Annotated in this window: 26 protein-coding genes; 19 read left to right on the top strand and 7 right to left on the bottom strand. The window is 39.8% G+C overall.

Features of this window, described 5'->3' with window-relative positions; genetic code table 11:
- Positions 1-34: 34 nt before the first annotated feature.
- Both dnaN and GM920_RS21590 read left to right on the top strand, forming a co-directional pair.
- Positions 35-1,159 carry a DNA polymerase III subunit beta gene (dnaN, locus tag GM920_RS21595; protein ID WP_182961418.1) on the top strand — a complete coding sequence of 375 codons (1,125 nt, stop codon included), beginning with the start codon at positions 35-37 and terminating at the stop codon, positions 1,157-1,159.
- 175 nt (positions 1,160-1,334) lie between these two features.
- Positions 1,335-1,994 (top strand): VTT domain-containing protein, encoded by a 660-nt coding sequence (locus tag GM920_RS21590; protein WP_182961416.1) that lies wholly within the window; start codon positions 1,335-1,337, stop codon positions 1,992-1,994.
- Here GM920_RS21590 and GM920_RS21585 read toward each other — a convergent pair.
- From GM920_RS21585 to GM920_RS21565, 5 genes are read right to left on the bottom strand one after another with little or no spacing between them, the layout of a single operon-like run.
- Positions 1,991-2,950, bottom strand: a complete 960-nt coding sequence (locus GM920_RS21585) for a zinc dependent phospholipase C family protein (protein WP_182961414.1) — start codon at positions 2,948-2,950, stop codon at positions 1,991-1,993. The genes GM920_RS21590 and GM920_RS21585 overlap by 4 nt on opposite strands.
- Before the next feature lie 35 nt (positions 2,951-2,985).
- Positions 2,986-4,845, bottom strand: a complete 1,860-nt coding sequence (gene hscA, locus GM920_RS21580; protein ID WP_182961412.1) for a Fe-S protein assembly chaperone HscA — start codon at positions 4,843-4,845, stop codon at positions 2,986-2,988.
- Positions 4,846-4,884: 39 nt separating this feature from the next.
- The gene (locus GM920_RS21575) at positions 4,885-5,976 is read right to left on the bottom strand and encodes a DUF3810 domain-containing protein (protein ID WP_235964606.1); all 1,092 of its coding nucleotides are present in this window, start codon (positions 5,974-5,976) and stop codon (positions 4,885-4,887) included.
- Positions 5,977-5,984: 8 nt separating this feature from the next.
- Positions 5,985-7,319, bottom strand: a complete 1,335-nt coding sequence (locus GM920_RS21570; RefSeq protein WP_182961408.1) for a dihydroorotase — start codon at positions 7,317-7,319, stop codon at positions 5,985-5,987.
- A gap of 26 nt (positions 7,320-7,345) precedes the next feature.
- Positions 7,346-9,250, bottom strand: coding sequence for a M1 family metallopeptidase (locus GM920_RS21565; protein ID WP_182961406.1), 1,905 nt, complete (start codon positions 9,248-9,250; stop codon positions 7,346-7,348).
- Between the two features lie 111 nt (positions 9,251-9,361).
- Here GM920_RS21565 and GM920_RS21560 point away from each other — a divergent pair, with 111 nt between their 5' ends.
- Genes GM920_RS21560 through GM920_RS21545 form a run of 4 tightly spaced genes read left to right on the top strand, consistent with a single transcriptional unit; the run spans position 9,362 to position 11,745 of the window.
- Positions 9,362-10,693 (top strand): DEAD/DEAH box helicase, encoded by a 1,332-nt coding sequence (locus GM920_RS21560; RefSeq protein ID WP_182961404.1) that lies wholly within the window; start codon positions 9,362-9,364, stop codon positions 10,691-10,693.
- Positions 10,694-10,703: 10 nt separating this feature from the next.
- Entirely contained in the window at positions 10,704-10,982 is a 279-nt protein-coding gene (locus GM920_RS21555) for a hypothetical protein (RefSeq protein ID WP_235964605.1), read from the top strand.
- Positions 10,983-11,318: a gliding motility protein GldC gene (gldC, locus tag GM920_RS21550; RefSeq protein ID WP_182961402.1), complete on the top strand. Its 336-nt coding sequence runs from the start codon at positions 10,983-10,985 to the stop codon at positions 11,316-11,318.
- Between the two features lie 7 nt (positions 11,319-11,325).
- Positions 11,326-11,745: a hypothetical protein gene (locus GM920_RS21545; protein ID WP_182961400.1), complete on the top strand. Its 420-nt coding sequence runs from the start codon at positions 11,326-11,328 to the stop codon at positions 11,743-11,745.
- Positions 11,746-11,817: 72 nt separating this feature from the next.
- Here the strand turns inward: GM920_RS21545 and GM920_RS21540 are convergent, their stop codons facing one another.
- Together GM920_RS21540 and GM920_RS21535 are read right to left on the bottom strand one after the other, a co-directional pair.
- Entirely contained in the window at positions 11,818-12,333 is a 516-nt protein-coding gene (locus GM920_RS21540) for a DUF421 domain-containing protein (protein WP_182961398.1), read from the bottom strand.
- A gap of 4 nt (positions 12,334-12,337) precedes the next feature.
- Positions 12,338-12,829, bottom strand: a complete 492-nt coding sequence (locus GM920_RS21535; RefSeq protein WP_182961396.1) for a methylated-DNA--[protein]-cysteine S-methyltransferase — start codon at positions 12,827-12,829, stop codon at positions 12,338-12,340.
- Positions 12,830-12,915: 86 nt separating this feature from the next.
- On the opposite strand from GM920_RS21535, the gene GM920_RS21530 reads away from it, so the two are divergent.
- From GM920_RS21530 to GM920_RS21470, 13 genes are all read left to right on the top strand, one after another.
- Positions 12,916-13,260, top strand: a complete 345-nt coding sequence (locus GM920_RS21530; RefSeq protein WP_182961394.1) for a hypothetical protein — start codon at positions 12,916-12,918, stop codon at positions 13,258-13,260.
- A 101-nt stretch (positions 13,261-13,361) separates the two neighbouring features.
- Complete coding sequence (locus GM920_RS21525) at positions 13,362-14,021, top strand: heme exporter protein CcmB (protein ID WP_182961392.1); 660 nt, start codon at positions 13,362-13,364, stop codon at positions 14,019-14,021.
- A 139-nt stretch (positions 14,022-14,160) separates the two neighbouring features.
- Positions 14,161-14,823, top strand: a complete 663-nt coding sequence (gene ccsA, locus GM920_RS21520) for a cytochrome c biogenesis protein CcsA (protein WP_182961390.1) — start codon at positions 14,161-14,163, stop codon at positions 14,821-14,823.
- A gap of 48 nt (positions 14,824-14,871) precedes the next feature.
- Entirely contained in the window at positions 14,872-15,075 is a 204-nt protein-coding gene (locus GM920_RS21515) for a CcmD family protein (protein WP_182961382.1), read from the top strand.
- A gap of 167 nt (positions 15,076-15,242) precedes the next feature.
- Positions 15,243-16,664: a Glu/Leu/Phe/Val family dehydrogenase gene (locus GM920_RS21510; protein ID WP_182961380.1), complete on the top strand. Its 1,422-nt coding sequence runs from the start codon at positions 15,243-15,245 to the stop codon at positions 16,662-16,664.
- A 155-nt stretch (positions 16,665-16,819) separates the two neighbouring features.
- Positions 16,820-17,488 (top strand): peptide-methionine (S)-S-oxide reductase MsrA, encoded by a 669-nt coding sequence (msrA, locus tag GM920_RS21505; RefSeq protein WP_182961378.1) that lies wholly within the window; start codon positions 16,820-16,822, stop codon positions 17,486-17,488.
- A gap of 157 nt (positions 17,489-17,645) precedes the next feature.
- Positions 17,646-18,056 (top strand): cytochrome c maturation protein CcmE domain-containing protein, encoded by a 411-nt coding sequence (locus GM920_RS21500; RefSeq protein ID WP_182961376.1) that lies wholly within the window; start codon positions 17,646-17,648, stop codon positions 18,054-18,056.
- A 5-nt stretch (positions 18,057-18,061) separates the two neighbouring features.
- Positions 18,062-20,527 carry a heme lyase CcmF/NrfE family subunit gene (locus tag GM920_RS21495; protein ID WP_182961374.1) on the top strand — a complete coding sequence of 822 codons (2,466 nt, stop codon included), beginning with the start codon at positions 18,062-18,064 and terminating at the stop codon, positions 20,525-20,527.
- 71 nt (positions 20,528-20,598) lie between these two features.
- Entirely contained in the window at positions 20,599-21,360 is a 762-nt protein-coding gene (locus GM920_RS21490; protein ID WP_182961365.1) for a Rossmann-like and DUF2520 domain-containing protein, read from the top strand.
- A 44-nt stretch (positions 21,361-21,404) separates the two neighbouring features.
- Positions 21,405-21,737, top strand: a complete 333-nt coding sequence (locus GM920_RS21485; RefSeq protein WP_182961363.1) for a 2Fe-2S iron-sulfur cluster-binding protein — start codon at positions 21,405-21,407, stop codon at positions 21,735-21,737.
- Between the two features lie 19 nt (positions 21,738-21,756).
- A complete protein-coding gene (iscX, locus tag GM920_RS21480) occupies positions 21,757-21,999 on the top strand; it encodes a Fe-S cluster assembly protein IscX (RefSeq protein WP_182961361.1) in 243 nt (80 codons plus the stop codon).
- A 5-nt stretch (positions 22,000-22,004) separates the two neighbouring features.
- Positions 22,005-22,532: a KdsC family phosphatase gene (locus GM920_RS21475; protein ID WP_182961359.1), complete on the top strand. Its 528-nt coding sequence runs from the start codon at positions 22,005-22,007 to the stop codon at positions 22,530-22,532.
- 177 nt (positions 22,533-22,709) lie between these two features.
- Entirely contained in the window at positions 22,710-23,096 is a 387-nt protein-coding gene (locus GM920_RS21470; protein ID WP_182961357.1) for a hypothetical protein, read from the top strand.
- The last annotated feature ends 28 nt before the right edge of the window (positions 23,097-23,124 follow it).

Raw genomic sequence — 23,124 nt, 5'->3', positions numbered from 1 at the left:
TTTTTATATTTTTGAGAACTGACAAGATCATACTATGAGATTTATTGTATCCACATCAACGTTATTAAAACATTTGCAAACAGTAAACGGTGCCTCAAGCAGCAGTACTGTATTGCCGATATTGGAGAATTTCCTTTTTGAAATTAAAGATGGAAGTTTAACCATCTCTGCTACTGATTTACAAACCAGCATGACCACCTCTTTACCGGTTGAGTCTAAGGAAGGCGGAAAAGTAGCTGTGCCAGCAAAAATACTTTTAGACACTTTAAAAACATTACCAGATCAGCCGATCTCTTTCAATATTGATGACAACACGTTCTCTATTGAAATCAGCGCAGGCGACGGTAAATATAAACTAAGCGGAGAAAATGGGGACGATTTCCCTAAAATTCCGGTAGTAGAAAATGCTTCATCGGTAAACCTCCCTGCTTCCGTATTGACTGAAGCAATTACCAAAACCATTTTTGCAGTGAGCAGCGATGAGTTGCGTCCGGCAATGACAGGGGTTTATTGCCAATTATCTGAGCAACACATCACTTTCGTAGCTACTGATGCTCATAAATTGGTAAGATATAGAAGAATGGACAGCAAAGGTGAAAAAGCATCTTCGTTCATCCTTCCTAAAAAAGCATTGACTTTATTAAAAGCAGCACTTCCTTCAACAGATGTGAATGTGTCTGTGGATTATAACGCAACCAGCGCTTTCTTTAAATTTGAAAACATCAATTTGGTTTGTCGCCTGATCGATGAGCGTTACCCAGATTATGAAGCGGTAATTCCTGCGAATAACCCTAATAAACTGATTATTGACCGTGCTTTGTTTTTGAATACCTTACGTAGGGTGGTAATTTTTGCCAACAAAACTACACACCAGGTACGTTTAAAAATCAATGGTTCTGAGTTGAATATCTCTTCTGAAGATTTAGATTTCGCCAATGAAGCGCATGAGCGTTTGAGCTGCCAGTATGAAGGTGAAGATTTAGAAATTGGTTTCAATGCCCGTTTCCTAATCGAGATGCTGAGCAACCTGAGCGGTGAAGAAGTGACATTAGAACTTTCTACACCAAACCGTGCTGGATTATTGATCCCACACACAAATGACGAGAATGAAGATGTTCTGATGTTGGTGATGCCAGTAATGCTGAACAACTACAACTAGAATTATCTTAAAGTATAATGAGAGGCCTGGTATTTTATCAGGCCTTCTTTTTGTCAAATTCCCAAAAGAACCACGGAATTTATTCTGTCACAGCTAACTAATTATTGACTACTAAAATTGAAAATAGCAGGTTTATTAACATGTTATTCTTAATTTTGGGCTTAAACTATACGATTTGGAACTTTTATCACAACTAGTAGATTTTATATTGCATACCGATAAAGCTTTAGTGCAGTTGGTAAGCGATTATAAAACATGGACTTATCTTATTTTATTCTTGATCATTTTCGCGGAAACCGGATTTGTCGTGACGCCATTTTTACCAGGTGACTCGATGCTGTTTGCCGTTGGTGCATTGATCGCAAAAGGCGGAACCGGCCTTGACATTTGGATCATGTTCTTACTCCTCACTATCGCCGCAATTGCAGGTAATAGTTTGAATTACCGATTGGGTAGCTTTTTTGGCATTAAAGTATTTAAAGAAGGAAATAAAATCCTTAAACTGGAATACTACAATAAATCTCATGAGTTTTTTGAGAAACACGGTGGTAAAGCGATCATTTTTAGCCGTTTCCTGCCAATTTTCAGAACCATCGCACCATTCGTTGCAGGGGTAGCAAAAATGCCTTTCGGCAGATTTACCTATTATAATGTAGTGGGTGGTATTGGCTGGATTTTCAGTTTATTATTTGCTGGCTTCTTGCTTGGACAAATTCCAATCATCAGAGATAACTTTTCAATTGTGATCATTACAATTGCTGTCGTAACCTTTGGTCCGGTAATTTATGCTGCGATTAAAAGCAGAATCAAACCTAAAGATATTTTGAAGGATTAATTCGGTTCTCTACCAATAATAAGCCCTTGATCTTTGGGCAGTGGCGCAGCTTCAAGCTCTTTAACCAGACTTGAAGCTGCGTTTTTTTTAGGCATATTTTTTAAGGTCGGTTGTCCGGCGTCAATCCAGGCAGAATACCAGAAACTCCCGGTGGCATGGATGGCTGCCCGCATTTGTCGCTCCACCATTTGGTTCATTTCCAGATGATAGGCCGTTGAATAAAGTAGGGAATACTGCCGGATCAACAATTGCTGTCGCTTTGAAAAGCTGTATTTCTTCCTTCCTGGTGTACTTAAACTTACTTTCATTTCCATAGCCAGTACGCTGTCTAATAACCGGTGACTATTACTAACCATCTTCCAGGCTGCTTTCAAAGGATCCTCCATATAAATGGCCTTCCCAACCTGGAAATTATACCGGGATGCAAACAATTCCGGTAAGCGACTTTCCCAAAAAGCATGGATGCCATGCTGGTTGGTCAGTTGGCCGTTGTGGTTTTGCGTGGTGTGGAGCGGGACATGCGCATCGGAAATGTAGTGTCCGAGGTAGGCAGAATAAATCAGTATTTTCAGGGAATCCTGTTCTGTAAAGGCCCGGACGAGTTTAAAATAAGATTTCTGAATTTGCCAGGGTAAGGTCCCATTGGTCTGTAGTTTTTTAGCACCATACTTTTTAAGCGCATCATTCCACTTTCTGGGGATGCTGTCGATATTGGTTTCATAACACTCTACATCGAGGTAATGTCTGGGGGCTTCTGCTGTGTCGGCATAACGGCGTTTGTCTGCGTCTACTGCATGTTCACTGAGGTAATTGATGTTTGCCTTGTAAAAAGTATTGAGGCCGTTATGGAGCGTAAAAACAGCCAGGTAATTGATGCGTTGATGCGCATAAAATCCCCAGGAGGAACACAATATCAACAGGCTGAAAAGCAAAACAGGGATAAATACACGATTCATCCCTGTCAAGTTCTGTATAATAACCGATTATGTGGTTATTCTTCGATGCTTTTTCCTTTCATGGCAGAAGAAACGGCCATGTCCATCACCCTTTCGGCAAATGGTCGGGTAAATTCATTGAGCTCATCCGCTTTTTTCAAAATGGTATCTTTTTCAGCGGTAGCCAATGCGCTTTTCAGCGATTCAATATAAGTTTTGGTGTCTGTAATTTCTTGTGTGGTTAAGAAGTTTCCATGTTTTTCAAGGAAACGTTCTGCAGTATAAACCAATTGCTCGCCTTCACTTCTCGCTTCAATCAACATGCGTTGCTCTACATCACTTTTTGCATGGGTAATGCTATCAATCAGCATTTTTTCTACAGTATCATCAGTAAGACCATAACTAGGGGTAATGTCGATTTCCTGTTTTACACCAGAACGAAGTTCTATGGCTTGAACAGTTAGAATTCCATCGGCATTCAACATAAAGTTGATGTCTACTTTTGGTAATCCTGCTGGCATGGCTGGGATTCCTCTCAAGTCAAACTCGGCCAGTTTCCTGTTTTCTTTTACCAGGTCACGTTCTCCCTGAAAAACAGAAATTTTCATGTTTACCTGTCCGTCAATAGAAGTCGTGTATTGTCTGCCTGCTTTAGTAGGTACTTTTGCGTTTCTAGGGATAATCACGTCCATCAGTCCGCCCATGGTTTCAATACCAAGAGACAAGGGTGTTACATCTAGTAAAAGGATGTCTGAGCGGTTTCCTGCAAGGATGTCTGCTTGAATTGCAGCGCCCAATGCAACTACTTCGTCCGGATTAATCTGGTCATGTGGGGTAGAGTTGAAGAACTCAGCCACTTTTGCCTTGACATAAGGCGTACGTGTAGAACCACCAACCAGTACCACTTCGTCAATTTCTTTTACCGTCAGATTCGCATCGCTCAGGGCTTGTTTACAAGCATCTAAAGTCTCTGCAACTTTAGAAGAAATCAATTCTTCAAAGGTTTGTTTATCTAAAGTACACCAGATTTCTCCGATCTTTTCATTGAAAAGATTCTGAGTACTTAAGGCTTTTTTAGCTTCTTCTGCTTTTAGTCTTAAAGATTGCATCAAGCCTTGATCTGCTGATAAAGCAGCGGAATCAAGTTTGTTTTTTTCTATCCAATGGTGAACAATGGCACGGTCAAAATCATCACCTCCTAAAAAGGTATTCCCGTTGGTTGCCAATACCTCGAAGATTCCGTTTTGAATCGATAAGATGGAAACGTCAAACGTTCCCCCACCAAGATCATATACGGCAATGGTTTTTTGTTGAGTAGGATCTAAACCGATACCATAAGCCAGACTGGCTGCGGTAGGTTCGTTCACAATCCTCAACACGTCCAGACCTGCCAATCTACCCGCATCACGGGTTGCTTGTCTTTGACTATCATTAAAGTAAGCTGGAACGGTAATTACCGCGCGGTTTACCGGTGTTTTTAAGGCATGTTCAGCTCTTGCTTTTAGTTCTTTCAGGATCTCTGCAGAAAGCTCTATTGGTGTGTAGAATTTATCACCAGCTTTGATCTTTACCAAAGCATCATTTTCGTCATCTATGATTTTATAAGAGAAAGTATCCTGATGAGCGGCAACATCTTTATATGATCTACCTAATAGTCTTTTAACCGAAAATATGGTGTTTGAGGGATCGCTGATTAAAAATTCTTTGGCTTCATTTCCTACAACTGCATCGCCATTTGCATTAAAATGCACGATTGATGGTACCAATACACCTTTTCCGGTGTCATTAATGACCATCGGGTTTTTGTCGGGGTTGATAAAGGCCACCAGACTGTTGGTTGTACCAAGGTCAATGCCGACGATGATTTCTTCTTTCTGTAAGGAACCTGTTGCGAGGTTAATGGATATCTTTGCCATAGTGAGGCAAATTTAGGAATGTTTTGTTCTTTTTTTGTTTTAAGGTTGTAATGTTTTATCCTTCTGACGTAGAATCAGCTCCTTTTTATGGATATTATACAACCATAGTACGATATCCTGGTAGCTGTCAGTCCCTTTTTTCTGGTTATTGAGCTTTAAAAAGCTGTCTAGAGCCACATCCATATAGCCATACATATCGCTGTTATATTTTTTCCAGAAAGCCCTTTCTATATTGAAATCGTTTAAAGTAACCGGATTTATGGTCTCATATAAGCGCTGATAGTCGTCGGGAGACTTAATTTTGATCTCAAAAAGAATACTTCGCAGCATATTATAGGCCGCGGAATACTGGAAATTTTTATCGGTACTGTGGATGGCCACGAGGTATCCGATCAAGTTGGCTTCATCCTCTCTACCAATACCCAATTGATGGGCAATCTCATGGCAGGTGACAAATGGGAGCGATGTTGTTGGGAGACGCATATTCACATTGGCTTCGCCAGATACCGGGTTGTAATAGCCTTCAATACCTATTTTGGTGACTACCCAGCTGTTCAATACCGACTTTACCGAAACTACAGGGTACTGGAAAAAAGCATTGGTTTTCCGGAGACTATCATAGGAAGTTTTTGCTGTTGCTTTCAGTTGATTGAGGTCATAACGCTCTTTTTTAATCGACTGTAAACCATTGAGCTGATCTATAAAATATTCGCCCAATAAGACCAGTTCCTCGGTATTGTACTTTTCATTGGATATTCCTAGTTGCTTGGTGATGGAAGGGCGGGAGTAGTTTAATCCCCATAAAATTTTAAAGACCAGGTATAAGATCAAGCCAAAATTAACCAGTTGTAATGGAATATTGAACCAGTCTGCTTTGGTTAGTTTCTTTTGAAAGAGCTTTTTGAAAAACAAATACAGGCTCCTTAAACAGTATAAAACAAGCAGAAGGTAGAGGAAATCCCCAACTGCAAAAGGGAATAATGAACTGATCCAGCGTTGGATCACAGAGCTGACCTGATAAAGGCCATTGGAATAGTATTTTTCTATAAAATTGCTGCTCAGTCCGGCAAGAAATACAATTCCCGACAGACTGAACAGCAGGACAAACTGTTTAAATCTAGGTTTGTCCATTAATCTCATTACCTGTTAAAGGCTAGTCTTTTTCCTTTTTCATTGGTCATAAAGCTACCTTTTTGATAAGCCAGGTTTCCAGAGATGAAGGTATGTGTAATTTCAGACTGGAAGGTTTGGCCTTCAAAAGGTGACCAACCGCATTTGTACCAAAGGTTTGCTCGGGTCACTTTAACCGGATCATTCAGGTTTACCAATACTAAATCTGCCCAGTAACCTTCTCTAATGAAACCTCTTCTGTCTACCTGGAAACAAGTAGCCACATTGTGTGCTGTTTTTTCTGCAATCTGTTCCAGAGTGATTTTCTTTTGATGGTACATTTCCAATAAGGCAGAAAGTGCATGTTGTACCAATGGGCCACCAGAAGGGGCTTGTAAGTAAGGTTGCTCTTTTTCTGCAATGGTATGTGGGGCATGATCCGTAGCAATGATGTCGATATGGCCATCTAATACACCTTTTAGGATCGCATCTTTATCCTGCTCTGTTTTTACTGCTGGATTCCATTTGATCCAGTTGCCTTTTGTGGCATAATCTCTATCGTCGAACCAAAGGTGATGTATGCAGGCCTCTGCAGTGATTTTTTTATCTTTTAGTGGCGTAATGTTGTCAAAAAGTGCCACTTCCTTAGCTGTAGAAATGTGTAGGATGTGTAAGCGTGTCTGGTGTTTTTTAGCCAGTTCAACTGCCATGGAAGAAGAAATATAACAAGCTTCAGCACTTCTGATAAGTGGGTGCATGTCTATGGTGATGTTATCGCCATATTGTGCTTTGTAGCGCGCCATGTTCTCTCTGATGGTTTTTTCATCTTCACAATGGGTGGCCACCAACATAGGAGCATCTTTGAAAATGTTCTCCAAAACCGTGGCATTGTCTACCAACATATTCCCGGTAGAAGAACCCATGAATACCTTAATCCCGCAAACGTTTTTAGGATCAGTTTTCAATACTTCATCCAGGTTATCATTGGAAGCACCCATGAAAAAGGAGTAATTCGCTAGAGAAACTTCCGAGGCAATTTTATATTTATCAGCCAATAATTGCTGACTTAATGTATTTGGAACGGTATTGGGCATTTCCATGAAGGAAGTGATCCCTCCGGCAACGGCAGCCATACTTTCAGAAAATATATCCGCTTTATCCGTTAGTCCGGGTTCTCTAAAATGTACCTGATCATCGATCATTCCTGGGAAGAGGTGCAAGCCCTCTGCATTGATTTCTTTTGCGCCTTCCGCTTGGATATTCGGTGCAATTTTTACAATAAATCCCTCTTTAATGAGTACGTCAGCAACAAAGATTTGGCCTTCGTTTACCACTGAGGCCGCTTTTATCAGAATGGTGTTCATGCCTTCAAACTTAAATAAAAAAAACGTTATTTGCCCTTCCAGATGTTGTCTGCGGGGGTAGCATCCATAAATATTCCACCGTCAACCAGAATTTCGGCTAAACCTTGCTTTGCATTTAGTGTAACGACTGCCGATTTTTGATTGGCTTTCCAGATGGCAGAAGTTTGGTGAATCACCTTGGTAGTCCCATCTTTATATTTCAATTTTACATCAAATGGAATGGCAAATCCACCAACATTATCTAGTTTAATCTGGTACACGAGTCCTTTATTGGAAACTTGTTTAATCACCAGGTCAATGTAGTTGTTGCTAAAAAACCAGTTGTTCCAGTACCAGTTCAGGTTTTGCCCGGATACATTGTTGAAAGTGTAAAAGAAGTCCCATGGGATAGGATGTTTACCATTCCAGCGCTCCATATAGGCGTGTAGGTACTTTTTGAAATTTACATCGCCAAGCATGTCTTTTAAAGCAAGGTAGGCTAGGGATGGTTTTACATAGGCATTATTGCCGTAACCGGGACCGGATACTTGTGTAGAAAGGGTGATGATGGGCTGATCTTCTTCGGTTGAAGGATCATTAATCCAGTTATTCACGCGGAATCTTTTAAAGTTTGCATCTGCTTTTTCTTTTCCAAGTTGTGCGGTGGAGATCAGGTATTCGAGTGTGGTGGCCCAACCTTCATCCATATGCGCATACCTGGTTTCATTGGTCCCCATGTAAAAAGGGAAATAAGTATGTGCCACTTCATGGTTCAATACGAATTGCGAGAATTCCATGTCTGGGGTGGTCGAGTCGTTGATCATCATCGGGTATTCCATGTCCGCAAAGCCCTGTACCGCGGTCATTTTTGAAAATGGATAAGCTACACCAGGCCAGTTGTTCGAAAACCAGGATAAGGATTGTTTGGTCCAGTCTACTGCTTTGGGGAAATCAGGTGCTTTGGCATCATAAGCGGCCTGGGCACTGGCTCTTCTACCTGTTTTAGCATCTACCACTACACTGCCGGCATCCCATAAATAATGGTTGCTCAAGGCAAAAGTCACATCTGTGATGTGATCAGCAGTAAATATCCAACTGTTCCAGTCATTTTGTTGGGTAACCAAGCCTTTCGCCATTTCTTCTGCATTGGCAATCGGAGCTACAGCATCACTGGTATAAGACTTTTTCAATCTTTCGGCAAAGACAGGTTGTAGTACTGCATCTGGATTTTGTAGGTCGCCGGTAGCCCATACGACGAAATTTTTCGGTGCTTTTACAGTCAATCGGTAATCGTTGAAATCATTGTAAAACTCGGCTCTATCGGTATGTGGGATATAATCCCAGCCATTGTAGTCGTCATAAACGGAAACTCTCGGGAAAGCGTAAGCTACAAAAAAAGTGCTGCTGTCGAGCTGACCTTCTCTGCCGCTTTCTTTTGATAGTGGGTAGGACCAGTTGATGTTCAGCTCGGCTGTCTGTCCAGGGTTTAATGGTTTTTTTAGTTTAACACCTGCTACCGTTTCCCAATTTTCAGTCTTGACATTATACTTTTCTTGATCAATTTGGAAAGAACTGATGGTCAGGCCTTCGCTTAAAAAGTCTTTGCTGACTTGATTGGCACGTGGAGAAGTGGGTTTATGGAGGTTATTGACAAACCTAATCGCAATTCGTCGCAAGGTATCCGGACTATGATTGGTATATTTTATGGTTTCTGAACCACTGACGATTTTACTGGCAGGATCTACACTGATGGTCATGTCATATTTGCCTTTATTTTGCCAGTAGTTTTTTCCTGGCTTTCCGTCTTTAGACCGGCTTCCTTTTTCATAAGCCATTTTAATATTTCTAGGTAGGTATAAATCCTGGGCATTTACGCAAGTTGTTCCGCCGATTAATAATGCCAGAGCAGCAGGAAATATTGCGCTAAACAGCTTTTTTTGTTGTTTTTGCATGTGGTTCGTTAGTTATATAGATAAAAGTACATTATTTAAGATTTTTTAAAACAATCGCTATCATAAATAATACGTTGAGCTTGATCCTATAAATAATAGTATCTTTGCAAAATGCCCAAAACATTTGAAGAGTTTAACCTTAATCGACAGATTTTAAATGCTGTAGCTGATGCAGGGTTTACTGTTGCCACACCTATACAAGAAAAAGCAATTGCACCTGTTTTATCAGGACAGGATATATTCGGTATTGCCGAGACTGGAACCGGAAAAACAGCGGCTTATGTTTTACCGATCCTGATGCAATTAAAATATGCTCAGGGCGTTGCGCCAAGAGCCTTGATCCTTGCACCAACCAGAGAGTTGGCGATGCAGATCACAGAACATGTCAAAATTTTCTCTAAATATACAGACTTACGTACCGTTGTCGTTTTCGGCGGTATCGGTCCAAAAACACAAATCGAACAGATTAAAGCGGGTGTAGACATTATTGTGGCTACTCCGGGAAGATTTTTAGATATTTATTTAGCCAATCACATCAATACGCAATACCTTAAGTTTTTGGTGTTGGATGAAGCGGATAAAATGATGGATATGGGCTTTATTGGCTCTATTCACCGTATTCTAGAAGTGGTACCTCGCCGTCGTCAGAATTTATTATTCTCTGCAACGATGAGCGATCTGGTACAGAAAATTGCGGGCGACTTTCTGAAGCACCCAACTGTTATTGAGATCGGTATGCAAGCTACGCCTGCGCAAACGGTTACGCAGAAGCTGTATGAGGTTCCCAATTTCAAAACAAAGATCAATTTATTACAGCACCTGCTCAAAAATGATGAGGAGTTTAAAAGACTAATCATTTTCTGTAAAACCAAGACGGTTGCGGACAATATCTTTAGCTTTATCGTACGTAGATTTGGCGAGGAAGCAGTAAGGGTTATTCACGCCAATAAAGGTCAAAATACCAGGATCAACTCGATCAACAGCTTTAAAGAAGGAAATATCAGGGTATTGGTGGCTACAGATGTGGCTTCCAGAGGAATTGACGTTTCTGAGGTGAGTCATGTGATCAATTTCGATGTACCAATCATTATTGAAGATTATGTACACCGTATTGGCCGTACTGGTAGGGCTTATGCCAAGGGTGATGCCTTGACTTTCGCTACGCCTGCAGAAAAATATTACATTGAGAAAATAGAGAAGTTGATCAGACAACAGATTCCTGTGTTACCTTTGCCTGCGGATGTTTTTGTGGAAGAGACACCATATGAAGAACGTCAGGCAATTGCCAGATCAATTGACGACCAGAAACGTAAGGAAGATCCTGACTTTAAAGGAGCTTTCCATGAGAAGAAACACGCCGCGGCGATTGCAGCTTCAGAAAGAGAGAAAATGAAAAATAAAACTCCTGCCTGGAAGTCAAAGAAATTCAAAAACAAAAAGTAAAACAAGGGAATTGAAAGTAAAACTGACCCCACTTAATATCATTTCTGCCATCTTTATAACGATAGCAGTGGTGTTGTTATTCGAGAAAAGACCGCCTGTTCATGCGCATGTGATCGATCTACAGCCAATTCTGATTGGTTTTAGTCTGGCTATTGCCGTGGTGGCTTTCGTATCCGATCAGATTTTCAGGAAGTTTATTCCTGAATTGAAAAAGATCTGGATTATTGAATGTACAGTGATCCTTTTTACCATTCTCTTATTTATTATTATAAAAGTCAGCATAAATTAAATGAAACAAGCAGAAATTAAAATTACCGTTGAATTAGACGACAATAATGTACCAGACAATATCCTTTGGGAATCTACAGATGCGGCTACTAAAGAGCAGGTACCTGTAAAATCGATGATGTTAGCACTTTGGGATCATAATTATAAGAATTCTATGCGCATCGATCTATGGACTAAGGATATGCCTGTAGATGAGATGAAAAGATTCTTTTATGAAACTTTACAAACCATGGGTGATAGTTTCCTTAAAGCTACGGGTGAGAAATTAATTGTGGAAGATCTACGCGATTATTGCGCGCATTTTGCCGATAAAATGGGTATTAACACGCAGCAATAAGATCAGAATGAAAATTCAGGGAGTTATAGGTGCAGCAGTTATGGCTGCGGGTGGATTATGTCCGTTGATGCGCTTACCGATTATTGGAAACTGGAACTATTTTGATATTGATCCCCGTTTGGCCACCGCTTTTTATGTCTTGGTAGTGCTTGCTTTATTGGGTTCTTTTACGAATAAGGTAGGATTAATCAAGTTTTCAGGTTGGGCAGTAATGGCATTGGTTGCAATTTCGCTGGCTGGTATTTATTTCAAAGTCCACGATTCTTTTGGTTTTCTTCACTTCAAAAAGATGGTGAATCTTGCAGCAGGAATGGTGAAATTGAAATGGGGCTGGTTTGTGATTGTAGTCGGAGCCGGGATTTTAATTACAGTAAGAAGACCTAAAGTGGTATTGGTCCCATCTGCTACACCAGAAGTAGGGGTATAACCTTTTAAAAGGCTTTTCTATATAAATGAGTTGGTTTTCATAGACCAGCTCATTTTTTTTTATACCTCAATTTCAATTCAATCCACCCAGTGCTTTTTGTTTTCTTTTCCGCTTGTATTGGGTGTGTTTTAGTGTATCAGAGCCGGTAATGATGCTAATATTGCCATCTACTTCAAAGATCGCGAGCTTCACTTCTTTGAACTTTTCTACCCCATGCTCTCTCATGGCTTCTCTCAATTCATCGTCGGTAATGTCTAGCCGGGCGAGTTTCTCAAAATCCAACTTGCCATTGTGGATCAGAATTTCCGGTTTCTCGGAAAGCATATCCCGGAATTTCTTGTTTTTATACATCAATTTCTTCAGTGCGAAGTTCAGTGCAAAAAGAACTGCAGCAGCCACTAAACCACCGGCTAAACTCGTGTTATTGCCAACCATCGCATTTTGAACTGCATTACTGATCAGTAAAATCAAGACGACATCGGTGGTATTCAGTTGGGAAAGTTCCTTTTTGCCTGTTAAACGAATGGCGACCAACATAAAAGTATAAACAGCGAGACTTCTCAGTATAATATCAAGGTATGGGTTCATAGGTTTAAAAATTAAGCGTCATTTGTCCTTTTTTGCTGATGGCTCTTTCATGGTCGAGCAGCCATTTCTTCCGCCATACTTCTTCCGCATAACCAACCAGTTTGCCATTGCTTCCAATCACCCTGTGGCAAGGTATAACGATGGCCAGCTTATTTTTTCCGTTCGCAGCGGCGATGGCACGTATGGCCAATACGTTGTTTTGTTGTTTTGAAAACTCCAGATAAGAACAGGTATTGCCATAGGCTATGGTTTGCAATGCGGTCCATACTCCTTGCTGGAATTCCGTTCCCTGTTGTTTTAGTGGCAAGTTGAAGGCGGTTAAATTTCCTTCAAAATAGTCATTTAGCTGTGTTGCTGCAAGCTGACTGATTTTGTTTTCTGAAAGACCTTGGCTACCGCTTTCCTTAAAGGTAATCCGGTTGACTGCTGCTTCATCAGTAAAGATATAAATCGCGCCAATTGGACTTTGTAGAATACTGCAATAGGAACTGGTCATAAGCATGCTGAGGTAAAGATTTGCAATTCAAATGTATAAAATTTTAACGCTTTAGTTTTTTTTGTTAGTATTGCCCTGATTATAAAATGGAAGCGCAAGAGTTTGTTGATATTGATGAGCTAGACTTCAATAGGAGTATGGCGAGGTGGGTGAAGAAGAACCCACATATTATGCGTGCAATGAATGGACATCATTTGTTGATCTTATTGGCTAATGGCAATCTGCGCATCAACCTGAACCAGTTTAGTCCAGCCTACCAGTTTAAATTTATTGACCATAATTTTGAGCATTATTGTCTAAAATTTATAGACCGTCTGGATGAACCAATTGCCAGTTACCTCAGTACCTGGGGGATTCCGCAATGTGGATTGCATTTTATCTTCCTCCTGAAAGGAAGGAGTTTTCAAAAGTATATTACTTATCAGGTATAAAATCAGGATTGCTGCGCTAAGGTTTCTGTTTTTCCCGGTTATGAACTTAATTATCCTGCTCATTAGTAAATCGGATGATTAACAATTATCTTTGCGACCGAATGAATTTAGCAGAACAGATCAAACATTTAATAAAAAAGGAATTGTTGTTAGAATGGCGTTCCAAATACGCTTTAAACGGTGTGCTTTTATATGTCGTTTCTACCGTGTTTGTCTGTTTTTTATCTTTTGTGAGTACAGATAAGGTCACTTTAAACGCTTTGTTCTGGATCATTATGCTTTTTGCTTCTATCAATGCGGTCTCTAAAAGTTTTCTACAAGAGAGTAGGGGGAGACAGGTTTATATCTATACCATAGCGAGCCCTTTAGCACTGATTATTTCTAAAACGATCTATAATGCCTTGTTGATGATGGTGCTTACGGTGATTGCACTCGGTTTTTATATCCTGGTTTTCGACTTTGGTCCACAGGATCTGGGTTTATACCTTCTGGCTGCAATACTTGGAAGTCTTAGTTTTTCTACGATTTTCACCATGGTTTCTGCGATTGCTTCTAAAGCCGGGAACGGGGGGATGTTAATGGCGATTTTGAGTTTTCCAATCATCATTCCGGTATTGGTGGTGTTGATTAAACTGACAAAAAATGCAATGGATGGTTTAGATCGAAGTGTGAGTCTGGATGAAATCGGCCTATTGCTCATCATTAATGCCTTGGTGATGTCGGTGTCAGTCTTGTTGTTTCCCTACCTTTGGAGAGATTAATATTCCGTAAGCCTCAAGTCATTTAACCTGCTTTAAACCGAAGTAACCGCTGTTCATCGGCTGGTTTATAACAGAAGTAGAGAAATTTCTCGCTACATTTACCGATTAATAGAGTTAAAGAGATCAAAATTTAATGTCAATGTATAAGAACTGGTGGAAAGTATTAGGCGCAATATTGGTGATTTATTCGACCGTTGCAGGTTTTCTAATGAAAACTCCTGAATTACCAATTATTCGGGAGAGCATCCGAAACCTTTATTTTCATGTGCCCATGTGGTTTAGCATGATTGTATTGTTTAGTATTTCAGTCTTTTACAGCATCAAATCATTGAGAAGTAATGATCCTGCCGATGATATTAAAGCGGTAGAAAGTGTAAATGCCGGGGTGATCTTTGGCCTTCTAGGAATTGTAACCGGTGCAATCTGGGCCAAATTTACCTGGGGACAAGCCTGGAGTTTCGATGTAAAACAAAACTTTGCTGCGATTGCCATCTTACTTTATTTCGCTTATCTGGTGCTTCGTAATGCAATTGATGAAGAACAAAAGAGAGCGAAAATTTCTGCCATTTACAATATTTTTGCTTTCCCGATTATGGTGGTCTTGCTATTTGTATTGCCACGTTTATCAGATTCACTGCACCCGGGGAATGGTGGTAATCCAGGTTTTAACGCTTACGATCTGGACAGCCGCATGAGAATGGTTTTCTACCCGGCTTGTTTGGGTTGGATTCTGATCGGTTGCTGGATTTACAACCTCCTTTACAGGCTCCGTGATTTAGAGCGTAATAAATTATCGAAATAATTAGGAAATGGTCATTTCATGGCCTTTTAATACTCAAATGATATACTAATGAAAAAATTTACAGCAACCTTTTTAATGTTCTTATTGTCACTGCAATTGTTCGCGCAGGGAAGTGGTTCTACCATTAGCGACAGCCTTTATGCTTCTGATAAAATATATGTTGTAGTGACTTGTGTACTCGTAATTTTACTGGGCTTGCTTTTCTTTCTGTTTACAATAGAAAAAAGATTAAAAAAGTTAGAAAAGAAATAATCGGCTAAAAACTTATTTTAAATCGTTTGAGCACTGTTTTGGCGCTTGTTTTGATGTAGTGTTTGCCTTACACTAAGTGATTTACCATTTGCATAAATGGTTTTTTTTACTGCAATTTTGCAGGTAATTAGTATAAGAACTTATATTCAATTCATAAAAAACAAAGAATGGCTAATACAGCAAACGAGACAAATTTTTTTGCAGACGTATGCAAAAACTTTGACAGTGCCGCACAATTTACTTCTCATCCAGAAGGTCTGTTAACCCAAATTAAAGCTTGTAACAGTGTGTATCGTTTTCAATTCCCAATCCGTAGAGGAAATGGCTTTGAAGTTATTGATGCATGGCGTGTAGAACATTCTCATCACATGAGCCCTACCAAAGGGGGGATTCGTTATAGTGAGATGGTGAATGAAGATGAGGTGATGGCTCTAGCTGCCCTGATGACGTACAAATGTGCGATTGTAAATGTTCCTTTCGGTGGAGCTAAAGGCGGTATCAAAATCACGCCTAAAAACTATACCGTTGGTGAGCTGGAAAACATCACCCGCCGTTATACCACAGAATTAATCAAAAAGAACTTTATCGGTCCTGGTATTGACGTTCCTGCTCCGGATTATGGATCGGGTGAACGTGAAATGAGTTGGATCGCAGATACTTATATGACCATGAATCCAGGTCAGCTAGATGCTTTGGGTTGCGTTACCGGTAAGCCAATTGCTTTACATGGTATCCGTGGACGAAAAGAAGCGACTGGTCGTGGGGTAGCTTATGCCATCAGAGAATGTGTAACTGTAGCAGAAGATATGGCTAAAATTGGCTTTAAAGCTGGTTTAGGTGATAAAAGAGTGATCGTTCAAGGTTTAGGAAACGTAGGTTACCACTCCGCTAAGTTTTTAGCTGAATTTGGTGCTACGATCGTTGGTCTTTGCGAGTTCGAAGGCGCAATCTACAATGAGAATGGATTGAACATTGATGAAGTTTTTGCACACCGTAAATTAACCGGATCTATCTTAGGTTTCCCAGGTGCTAAAGAGTTTAAAAATTCAATGGAAGGCTTAGAGCAACCATGTGATATCCTGGTTCCTGCTGCGTTAGAAAATGTGATCACTTCAGATAACATCAGAAATATCCAGGCGAAAATCATCGCTGAAGGTGCGAATGGACCTTGTACTCCTGAAGCAGAAGAGATATTCACTGAAATGGGGGGTATCATCATTCCTGATATGTATTGTAATGCTGGTGGGGTAACTGTATCTTATTTCGAGTGGTTGAAAAACCTTTCTCACGTAGCCTTTGGCCGTATGGAAAATCGTTATGCAGAAAACTCTAATAGGAATCTGATCAATACTTTAGAAAGTTTAACCGGTAAAAGCATTCCTGCAGAACACCGTTTAATGATTGTTAAAGGTGCTTCAGAATTGGAATTGGTGAACTCTGGATTAGAGGATACCATGATCCATTCTTACCATGAAATCAGAGAAACTTTAATGAGTAAACCAGGCATCCAGACCTTAAGAACTGCTGCTTTTGTAGGCTCGATAGATAAAATTGCAATTTCTTATATGAACCTTGGTATCTGGCCATAATCTATTTGATATTGTTTTAGCAAAAAATAGGTAGGGGTAATCCTTACCTATTTTTTTTTGAGCTTTAATTTGTCATTTTTTGGTAGCACTTTCTAATCTGCAACATCTTTTTTTGTTCTATTCCCGTATCTTGTTTGTACGGAAAGGGATAGATCATGAAAATTTGGAGTTTCATCAGTTTTATGGCATTTGTTTTATTAACAGGTTGTTATGGTGATCAAAAGCTGCAGCACCTGGAAAGTAAAAATGGATTTGCAGTCTTGGTTGCGCCAGCTCCAAATGAACAGCTAGCTACATTTGCCGGTGGTTGCTTTTGGGCTACTCAAGAAGCAATGATGGAATTAAAAGGCGTTCATAAAGTGATCAGCGGTTATGCTGGTGGAACGACTGTAAACCCAAGTTACCAGGATTTACAATCGCAAACTACCGGTCATGCTGAAGCTGTAGAGGTTTATTATGATCCTTCCATCATTTCTTTTGAAACGCTATGCAGGGCTTTCTTTAATGCTCATAATCCGACTGAAGTAGATAGGCAAGGTCCGGATGTTGGTGAGGAATATCGTTCGATTGCCTTTTTTCGTTCGCCAGCAGAATACAGAATCATCTCCGGACTGATTCATCAATTAGAGAAGACGGATGAGAAGGGACAAACCATTGCCACAGAAATTCTTCCTTTCAAAGTATTTTACCCTGCAGAAATGGAGCATCAGGATTACTATCAACGAAATCAGGGAGATTCCTATATCAGAAATATTTCCAGACCGAAAGTCATGAAACTGAGGGCTAAAATGCCAGAAATGATCAAACCTGAGTACCTGAAATAGCCGAAATATTTTCTTTTTCGATCATTGTTGCTTGATTTACATTGTTTTTGTCAGAGAACTATCAATAAATCGTCATCAAAGTGAATTGCAGGGCTCTAAAAGATTTTAGGTAAGTATATTTTTTATCTTTGTCTCAATCTAAAATTTTATTAGCATCATGAGAAAAAGTGCAATTATTGGTTTGATCACAATAGCGATCTGCGTAGGCTTCTTAATCAGTTTAAACGCCGGTACCAGTAACTATTCGACCTTTACTGAGGCTGCCAAAGATTCCAGAGAATTCCATGTGATGGGGTACTGGGAAAAAGAAAAAGGCATGTACTATGATGCTCAAAAAGATGCCAATCATTTTGCTTTCTTTATGAAAGATGAAAAAGGGATGGTGAATAAAGTGGTGTACAATGGCACCAAGCCACAAGATTTCGAACGTTCAGAAAAATTAGTTTTAATTGGTAAAATGAAAGATGGTACCTTTTATGCTTCAAAAATATTAATGAAATGTCCTTCTAAATACAACAACGACCTTGTTGAGATCAAAGCGGACGGTCAGGTAATAAAATACAACTAATCTTAATGGATATACAATTTATTGGAGAGCACCTCCTGCCCGGTAAAATCGGCCAATTCTTTATTGTTTTAGCATTTGCTGCTTCCTTACTTTCTACGATAGCATACTTTTTTGCTACTAAGAATAAAGACCTTGGAGATCGATCATGGACACGTCTAGGTCGGATTTCATTTCTAATCAACTGGGTAAGTGTCCTGGGAATTGGGGTTACTTTATTTTATCTGATTTTAAATCATAATAACGAATATTTCTACGTTTATTCGCACTCATCCAAAGAACTTCCGGTTTATTACATCGTTTCTGCATTTTGGGAAGGACAGGAAGGAAGTTTCTGGTTATGGGCTTTCTGGCAGTCTTTATTAGGTGGAATCCTAATTTGGAGAGCTAAATCATGGGAAAATGGCGTGATGACCATTGTTGCTTTTTCACAGGTATTCTTAACCTCTATGTTATTAGGGGTAGAGATTTTCGGAGAAAGAATTGGTAGCTCCCCATTTATCCTGTTAAGGGAAGTGAAAGATTTGAAAGCGATGGCTCCGGTTGTATTTGCAGATCCTGAAAACTTTAAAAATTATTTGAAATTTATTACAGATGGTTTAGGATTAAACCCATTATTACAGAACTATTGGATGGTAATTCACCCGCCAACATTATTCCTGGGTTTTGCCAGTATGGTGGTTCCTTTCGCTTATGCAGTAACTGGTTTATGGCAAAAGAAATATAAAGAATGGGTTAAACCTGCAATGCCATGGGCTTTATTTGCCGTAATGGTCTTAGGAACGGGTATTATCATGGGCTCTTTCTGGGCGTACGAAGCCTTAAACTTTGGAGGATTCTGGGCTTGGGATCCAGTAGAAAATGCTTCCATCATTCCATGGTTAACCCTGATTGCAGGGGTACACGTCATGATTGCGTTTAAAAACACGGGTCACTCGTTCTTTACTGCAATTATTTTAGTGATCATCAGTTTTGTATTGGTATTATATGCTTCCTTCTTAACCAGAAGTGGTATCCTTGGTGAAACATCAGTTCACTCGTTTACAGATTTGGGGATGTTCGGTCACCTGATCTTGTATAACGTTGTTTTCCTGACGATTCCTGTGGTCCTATTGATTGTAAGATGGAAGGAATTGCCGATCACGAATAAAGATGAAGAAACTTATTCCAGAGAATTCTGGATGTTTATCGGTGCGTTAGTGATTACAGTTGCCTGTATTCAGGTCATCTTCTCTACTTCCGTTCCGGTATTCAACGCGGCATTTGGGACTAAATTTGCCCCTCCGATTGATGCCATCAAATATTACAACCAATGGCAGGCACCTTTTGCCATCCTGGTGACTGTGATCTCTGGTTTCTCACAGTTTATGAAATACAAGAGAACAGACATTCGCAAATTCTATAGCAGCTTAGTGGCTTCGATTGTTTTTGCAGTGGTGATTACTGCAGGTTTTGTATACCTGACTAATATCTATACCAACTTAATGTACATCTTGCTTACCTTTAGCTGTGTGTTTGCCATTCTTGCAAATGCAAGGGTACTGGCACAAGGGCTTGGTGGAAAGCGTAAATTGGTAGGTGCTGCTGTGGCACACATGGGATTTGCTTTATTATTGATTGGCGCTTTAGTGGCTGCTGCAACCAATAAGCCAATCTCTATCAATACCACAAACTTTATTCCGGTAAAGGATTTTGAGAAAGCAGAAAAGCCTGGTGAAAATATTGTACTGTATAAGAACGAGCCTAAGAAAATGGGTAAGTATACCGTAACCTATACCAGAGATACAACCATTGCACCAAACACCATTTATACCTTGAACTTTAAGGTTTACGATGAAACAGGTAAACTGAAAGAAGATTTTGAATTGAATCCACATGTTCAGGCGAATGAAAAGATGGGATTGATTGCTTCTCCGGATACGAAACATTACCTGACTTATGATGTGTATACACACATTACCAGTGCGCCGGATAAAAGAGAGACACACGAGGATCACGAAGATCATAATCCTGAAGAAAACTATAAGGCACCTAGAATAGCGAATGTAAAAGTAGGAGATACCTTACATACCAGTAGCGGCATCATCACCGTGAAAGCGTTGAATAATAAACCAGCAGCAAAAAGTCTGGTATTAGGAGAAAACGATCTTGCAGTAGGTTTACCACTGGAAGTTGAAGTAAATGGTAAAGTATACAAAACAGAACCCATCTTCCTGGTTAAAGGAAATAATACCTTTGATTTCGCCCGTAACATTGATGAGCTTGGATTGAGATTCAGATTTACCAAAATACTTCCTGACCAAGGAAAAGCGGAGTTACAGGTATTCGAAAAGCCTCAGATGGCGAAGGACTGGGTGGTATTTAAATCTATTGAGTTCCCTTACATCAATTTATATTGGGCGGGTACCATAGTGATGGTGATCGGATTTTTATTATCGATCCTGAGAAGACAAAAAGAAGCTAAAGTAGTTTAATAATATATTGCCTGAGCTTTCCTGATGATCAATTCATTTGGAAAGCTCAGGCATTTAATTTGACCCTGAAAATGAAAGTAGTTTGTATCGGTTCTGGGAATGTGGCCACACATTTTTCTACTGCATTTGTTGCAGCAGGATATGAATTGATACAGGTATGGAGCAAAAATCAGGACCATGCAATTTTATTAGCAGATCAGGTTGGAGCTCAGGCGATTTCCGTTGAAGCGGATATTGACCTTCATGCCGATTTGTATCTGATCGCGGTAAAAGATGATGCGATTCCGGAAATGGTACAAGTATTGGCTGAGGTTGATGGGTTGGTGGTACATACTTCCGGTGCAACGGACCTTGTGATATTTCCTGCCTCGATGAAGAACTGCGGGGTACTTTATCCTTTACAAACGTTTTCGAAGACTAAAGCACTCGATTTTTCGAAGGTGCCGCTTTGTCTGGAGGCAAAAAATGAAAGGGTATTGGCGGTTTTGAAAAAGATTGCCCTGAGCTTGAGCCCATTGGTTTATGAGGTGAATTCTGCGCAAAGAAGGATCTTACATTTAGCGGCAGTTTTTGCCTGTAATTTCAGCAATTACCTGTATGCAATTGGTCAGGATATTCTGGAAAAGAACCAGCTTGATTTTGAGATTTTACGGCCATTAATTATGGAAACCGCAGAAAAAGTGCAACATGCTTTTCCCCGCGATGTACAAACCGGACCGGCCATCCGTAATGATGAACAAACATTATCCAAACATAAAGAATTGTTAACAGGGATGCCTGAGCTTCAGGATCTCTATGAAACTTTAAGTAAAAGCATTAAAAAAACAGTTTAATAGTTTAATTACCGTTTTTGGTGCTTATTTTTGACACATAAATTATGAGTATTTTTAAATTAAAGATAAATTTTGAAGAGCAGGGTAAAGAACCAATTGAACTTCCTATCGCTGGAGGCGAATCAGTTCTTGATGTATGCCATGATCACGGAATAGAGTTACAACACAACTGCGGTGGTGTTTGTGGATGTAGTACTTGTCATGTTTACGTGACCAAGGGTATGGACAATATTCAGGAAATTTCCGATAAGGAAGAAGACTTTATTGACCGTGCTGTCCGTCCTAGAATTACTTCCCGATTAGGCTGCCAATGTGTAGTGATCAGCGGAGATATTGAAGTGACTATCCCAGATCAATCCGAATTTTTAGGCCATTAATTAACAAACAAACAGCATTATGCAAGATAAATTTGCTTTACCAATTTATTGGAACGACCACGAAGATATTGCTCAGGAATTATATGAGAAATTTGGGGACGAATTCAATGAAGCCAAAATATACCGTATCAGGTTTACTGAATTATTAGAATGGGTACTTTCTCTACCTAATTTTAAAGGAACCAAAGAAGAAAGTTCTGAAGGTCACCTGGAGCAAATCCAGTCGGCTTGGGTTTATGAATGGAGAGATAACCAAAATTAAACCTGATGTTTCTGCAAAAACTCAAAGAGATTACCACCTTCATTTTTGATGTAGATGGTGTATTGACAAACGGGGATATCCTGGCCTCAGATTCGGGGGAGTTTTTGCGGACATTTAATATTAAGGATGGGTATGCCTTACAACTCGCTGTAAAAAAAGGTTATCAGGTATGTATCATTTCCGGTGGAAAAGGTTTGGCCATGCAGAAGCGCTTTGAAGGCTTAGGCATTACAGCTGTTTTCCTGGGCGTATCTGATAAGGTGCAGGTGTTGAATAATTATCTGGATAAACGTCAGCTCAATCTGGCTGAGGTAACTTATATGGGAGATGACATCCCAGACTTAAAGGTCATGAAACTGGTAGGGCTCCCTACTTGTCCGGCAGATGCCGTTCCTGAAATCAAAGCCATTTCTCAATATATTTCTCCCTATACCGGTGGTAAAACTGCCGTGAGAGATCTGATTGAAAAAGTAATGCGTGTACAAGGTACTTGGTTTGACGAAAATCCTGCTGCTGCCGATTCTGGTAAATAAATCAAATATTTCTTTTTGTTTCTTGCTTTCTTTTGTAATAGATATGTTACATTAGAGGTCTTAAACCATGTGCTTTTTTTTTTCTCTAATCCTACAAAAAATAAGCGCTATATACTGAACGTAATTTAGCGGATCGGTGTGTTGAACTTAGAACTTTAGAAAATTAAAATGAACCACATGAAGAAATTACTAATGATCTGCGGACTGTTATTCAGTGTAATTACATTCGCACACGCACAAGACGGTGGTCGTCAAAAAATGACCCCAGAGCAAAGAGCACAAAGGAGTGCTGAAGGTTTATCTAAAAAATTAAACCTGAATGAGGATCAAAAAACTAAAGCTACGGCGATATTTTTAGATCAAGCGAATGCCATGGATAAGTTGCGTGCAACTGATAACAGTGATAAAGAGGCAAGAAGAGCAGAGATGATGAAATTATCAGAGGATACAGATGCGAAGATCGGTGCTATTTTAACCGCTGATCAGAAAAAGGATTACGAAACGTATAAAGCGGAGCGCAAGGAACGCATGAAAGGTAATAGGATGGGTCAAGGATCCAAGTAGGGGGGGAGCAATAAATTATTTTATTGCA

Source organism: Pedobacter gandavensis (genome assembly GCF_014172405.1).
Classification (GTDB): Bacteria; Bacteroidota; Bacteroidia; order Sphingobacteriales; family Sphingobacteriaceae; genus Pedobacter; species Pedobacter gandavensis.
The sequence above is the reverse complement of the archived record's forward strand: the minus strand, read 5'-3'. Positions and strand labels throughout refer to the sequence as shown.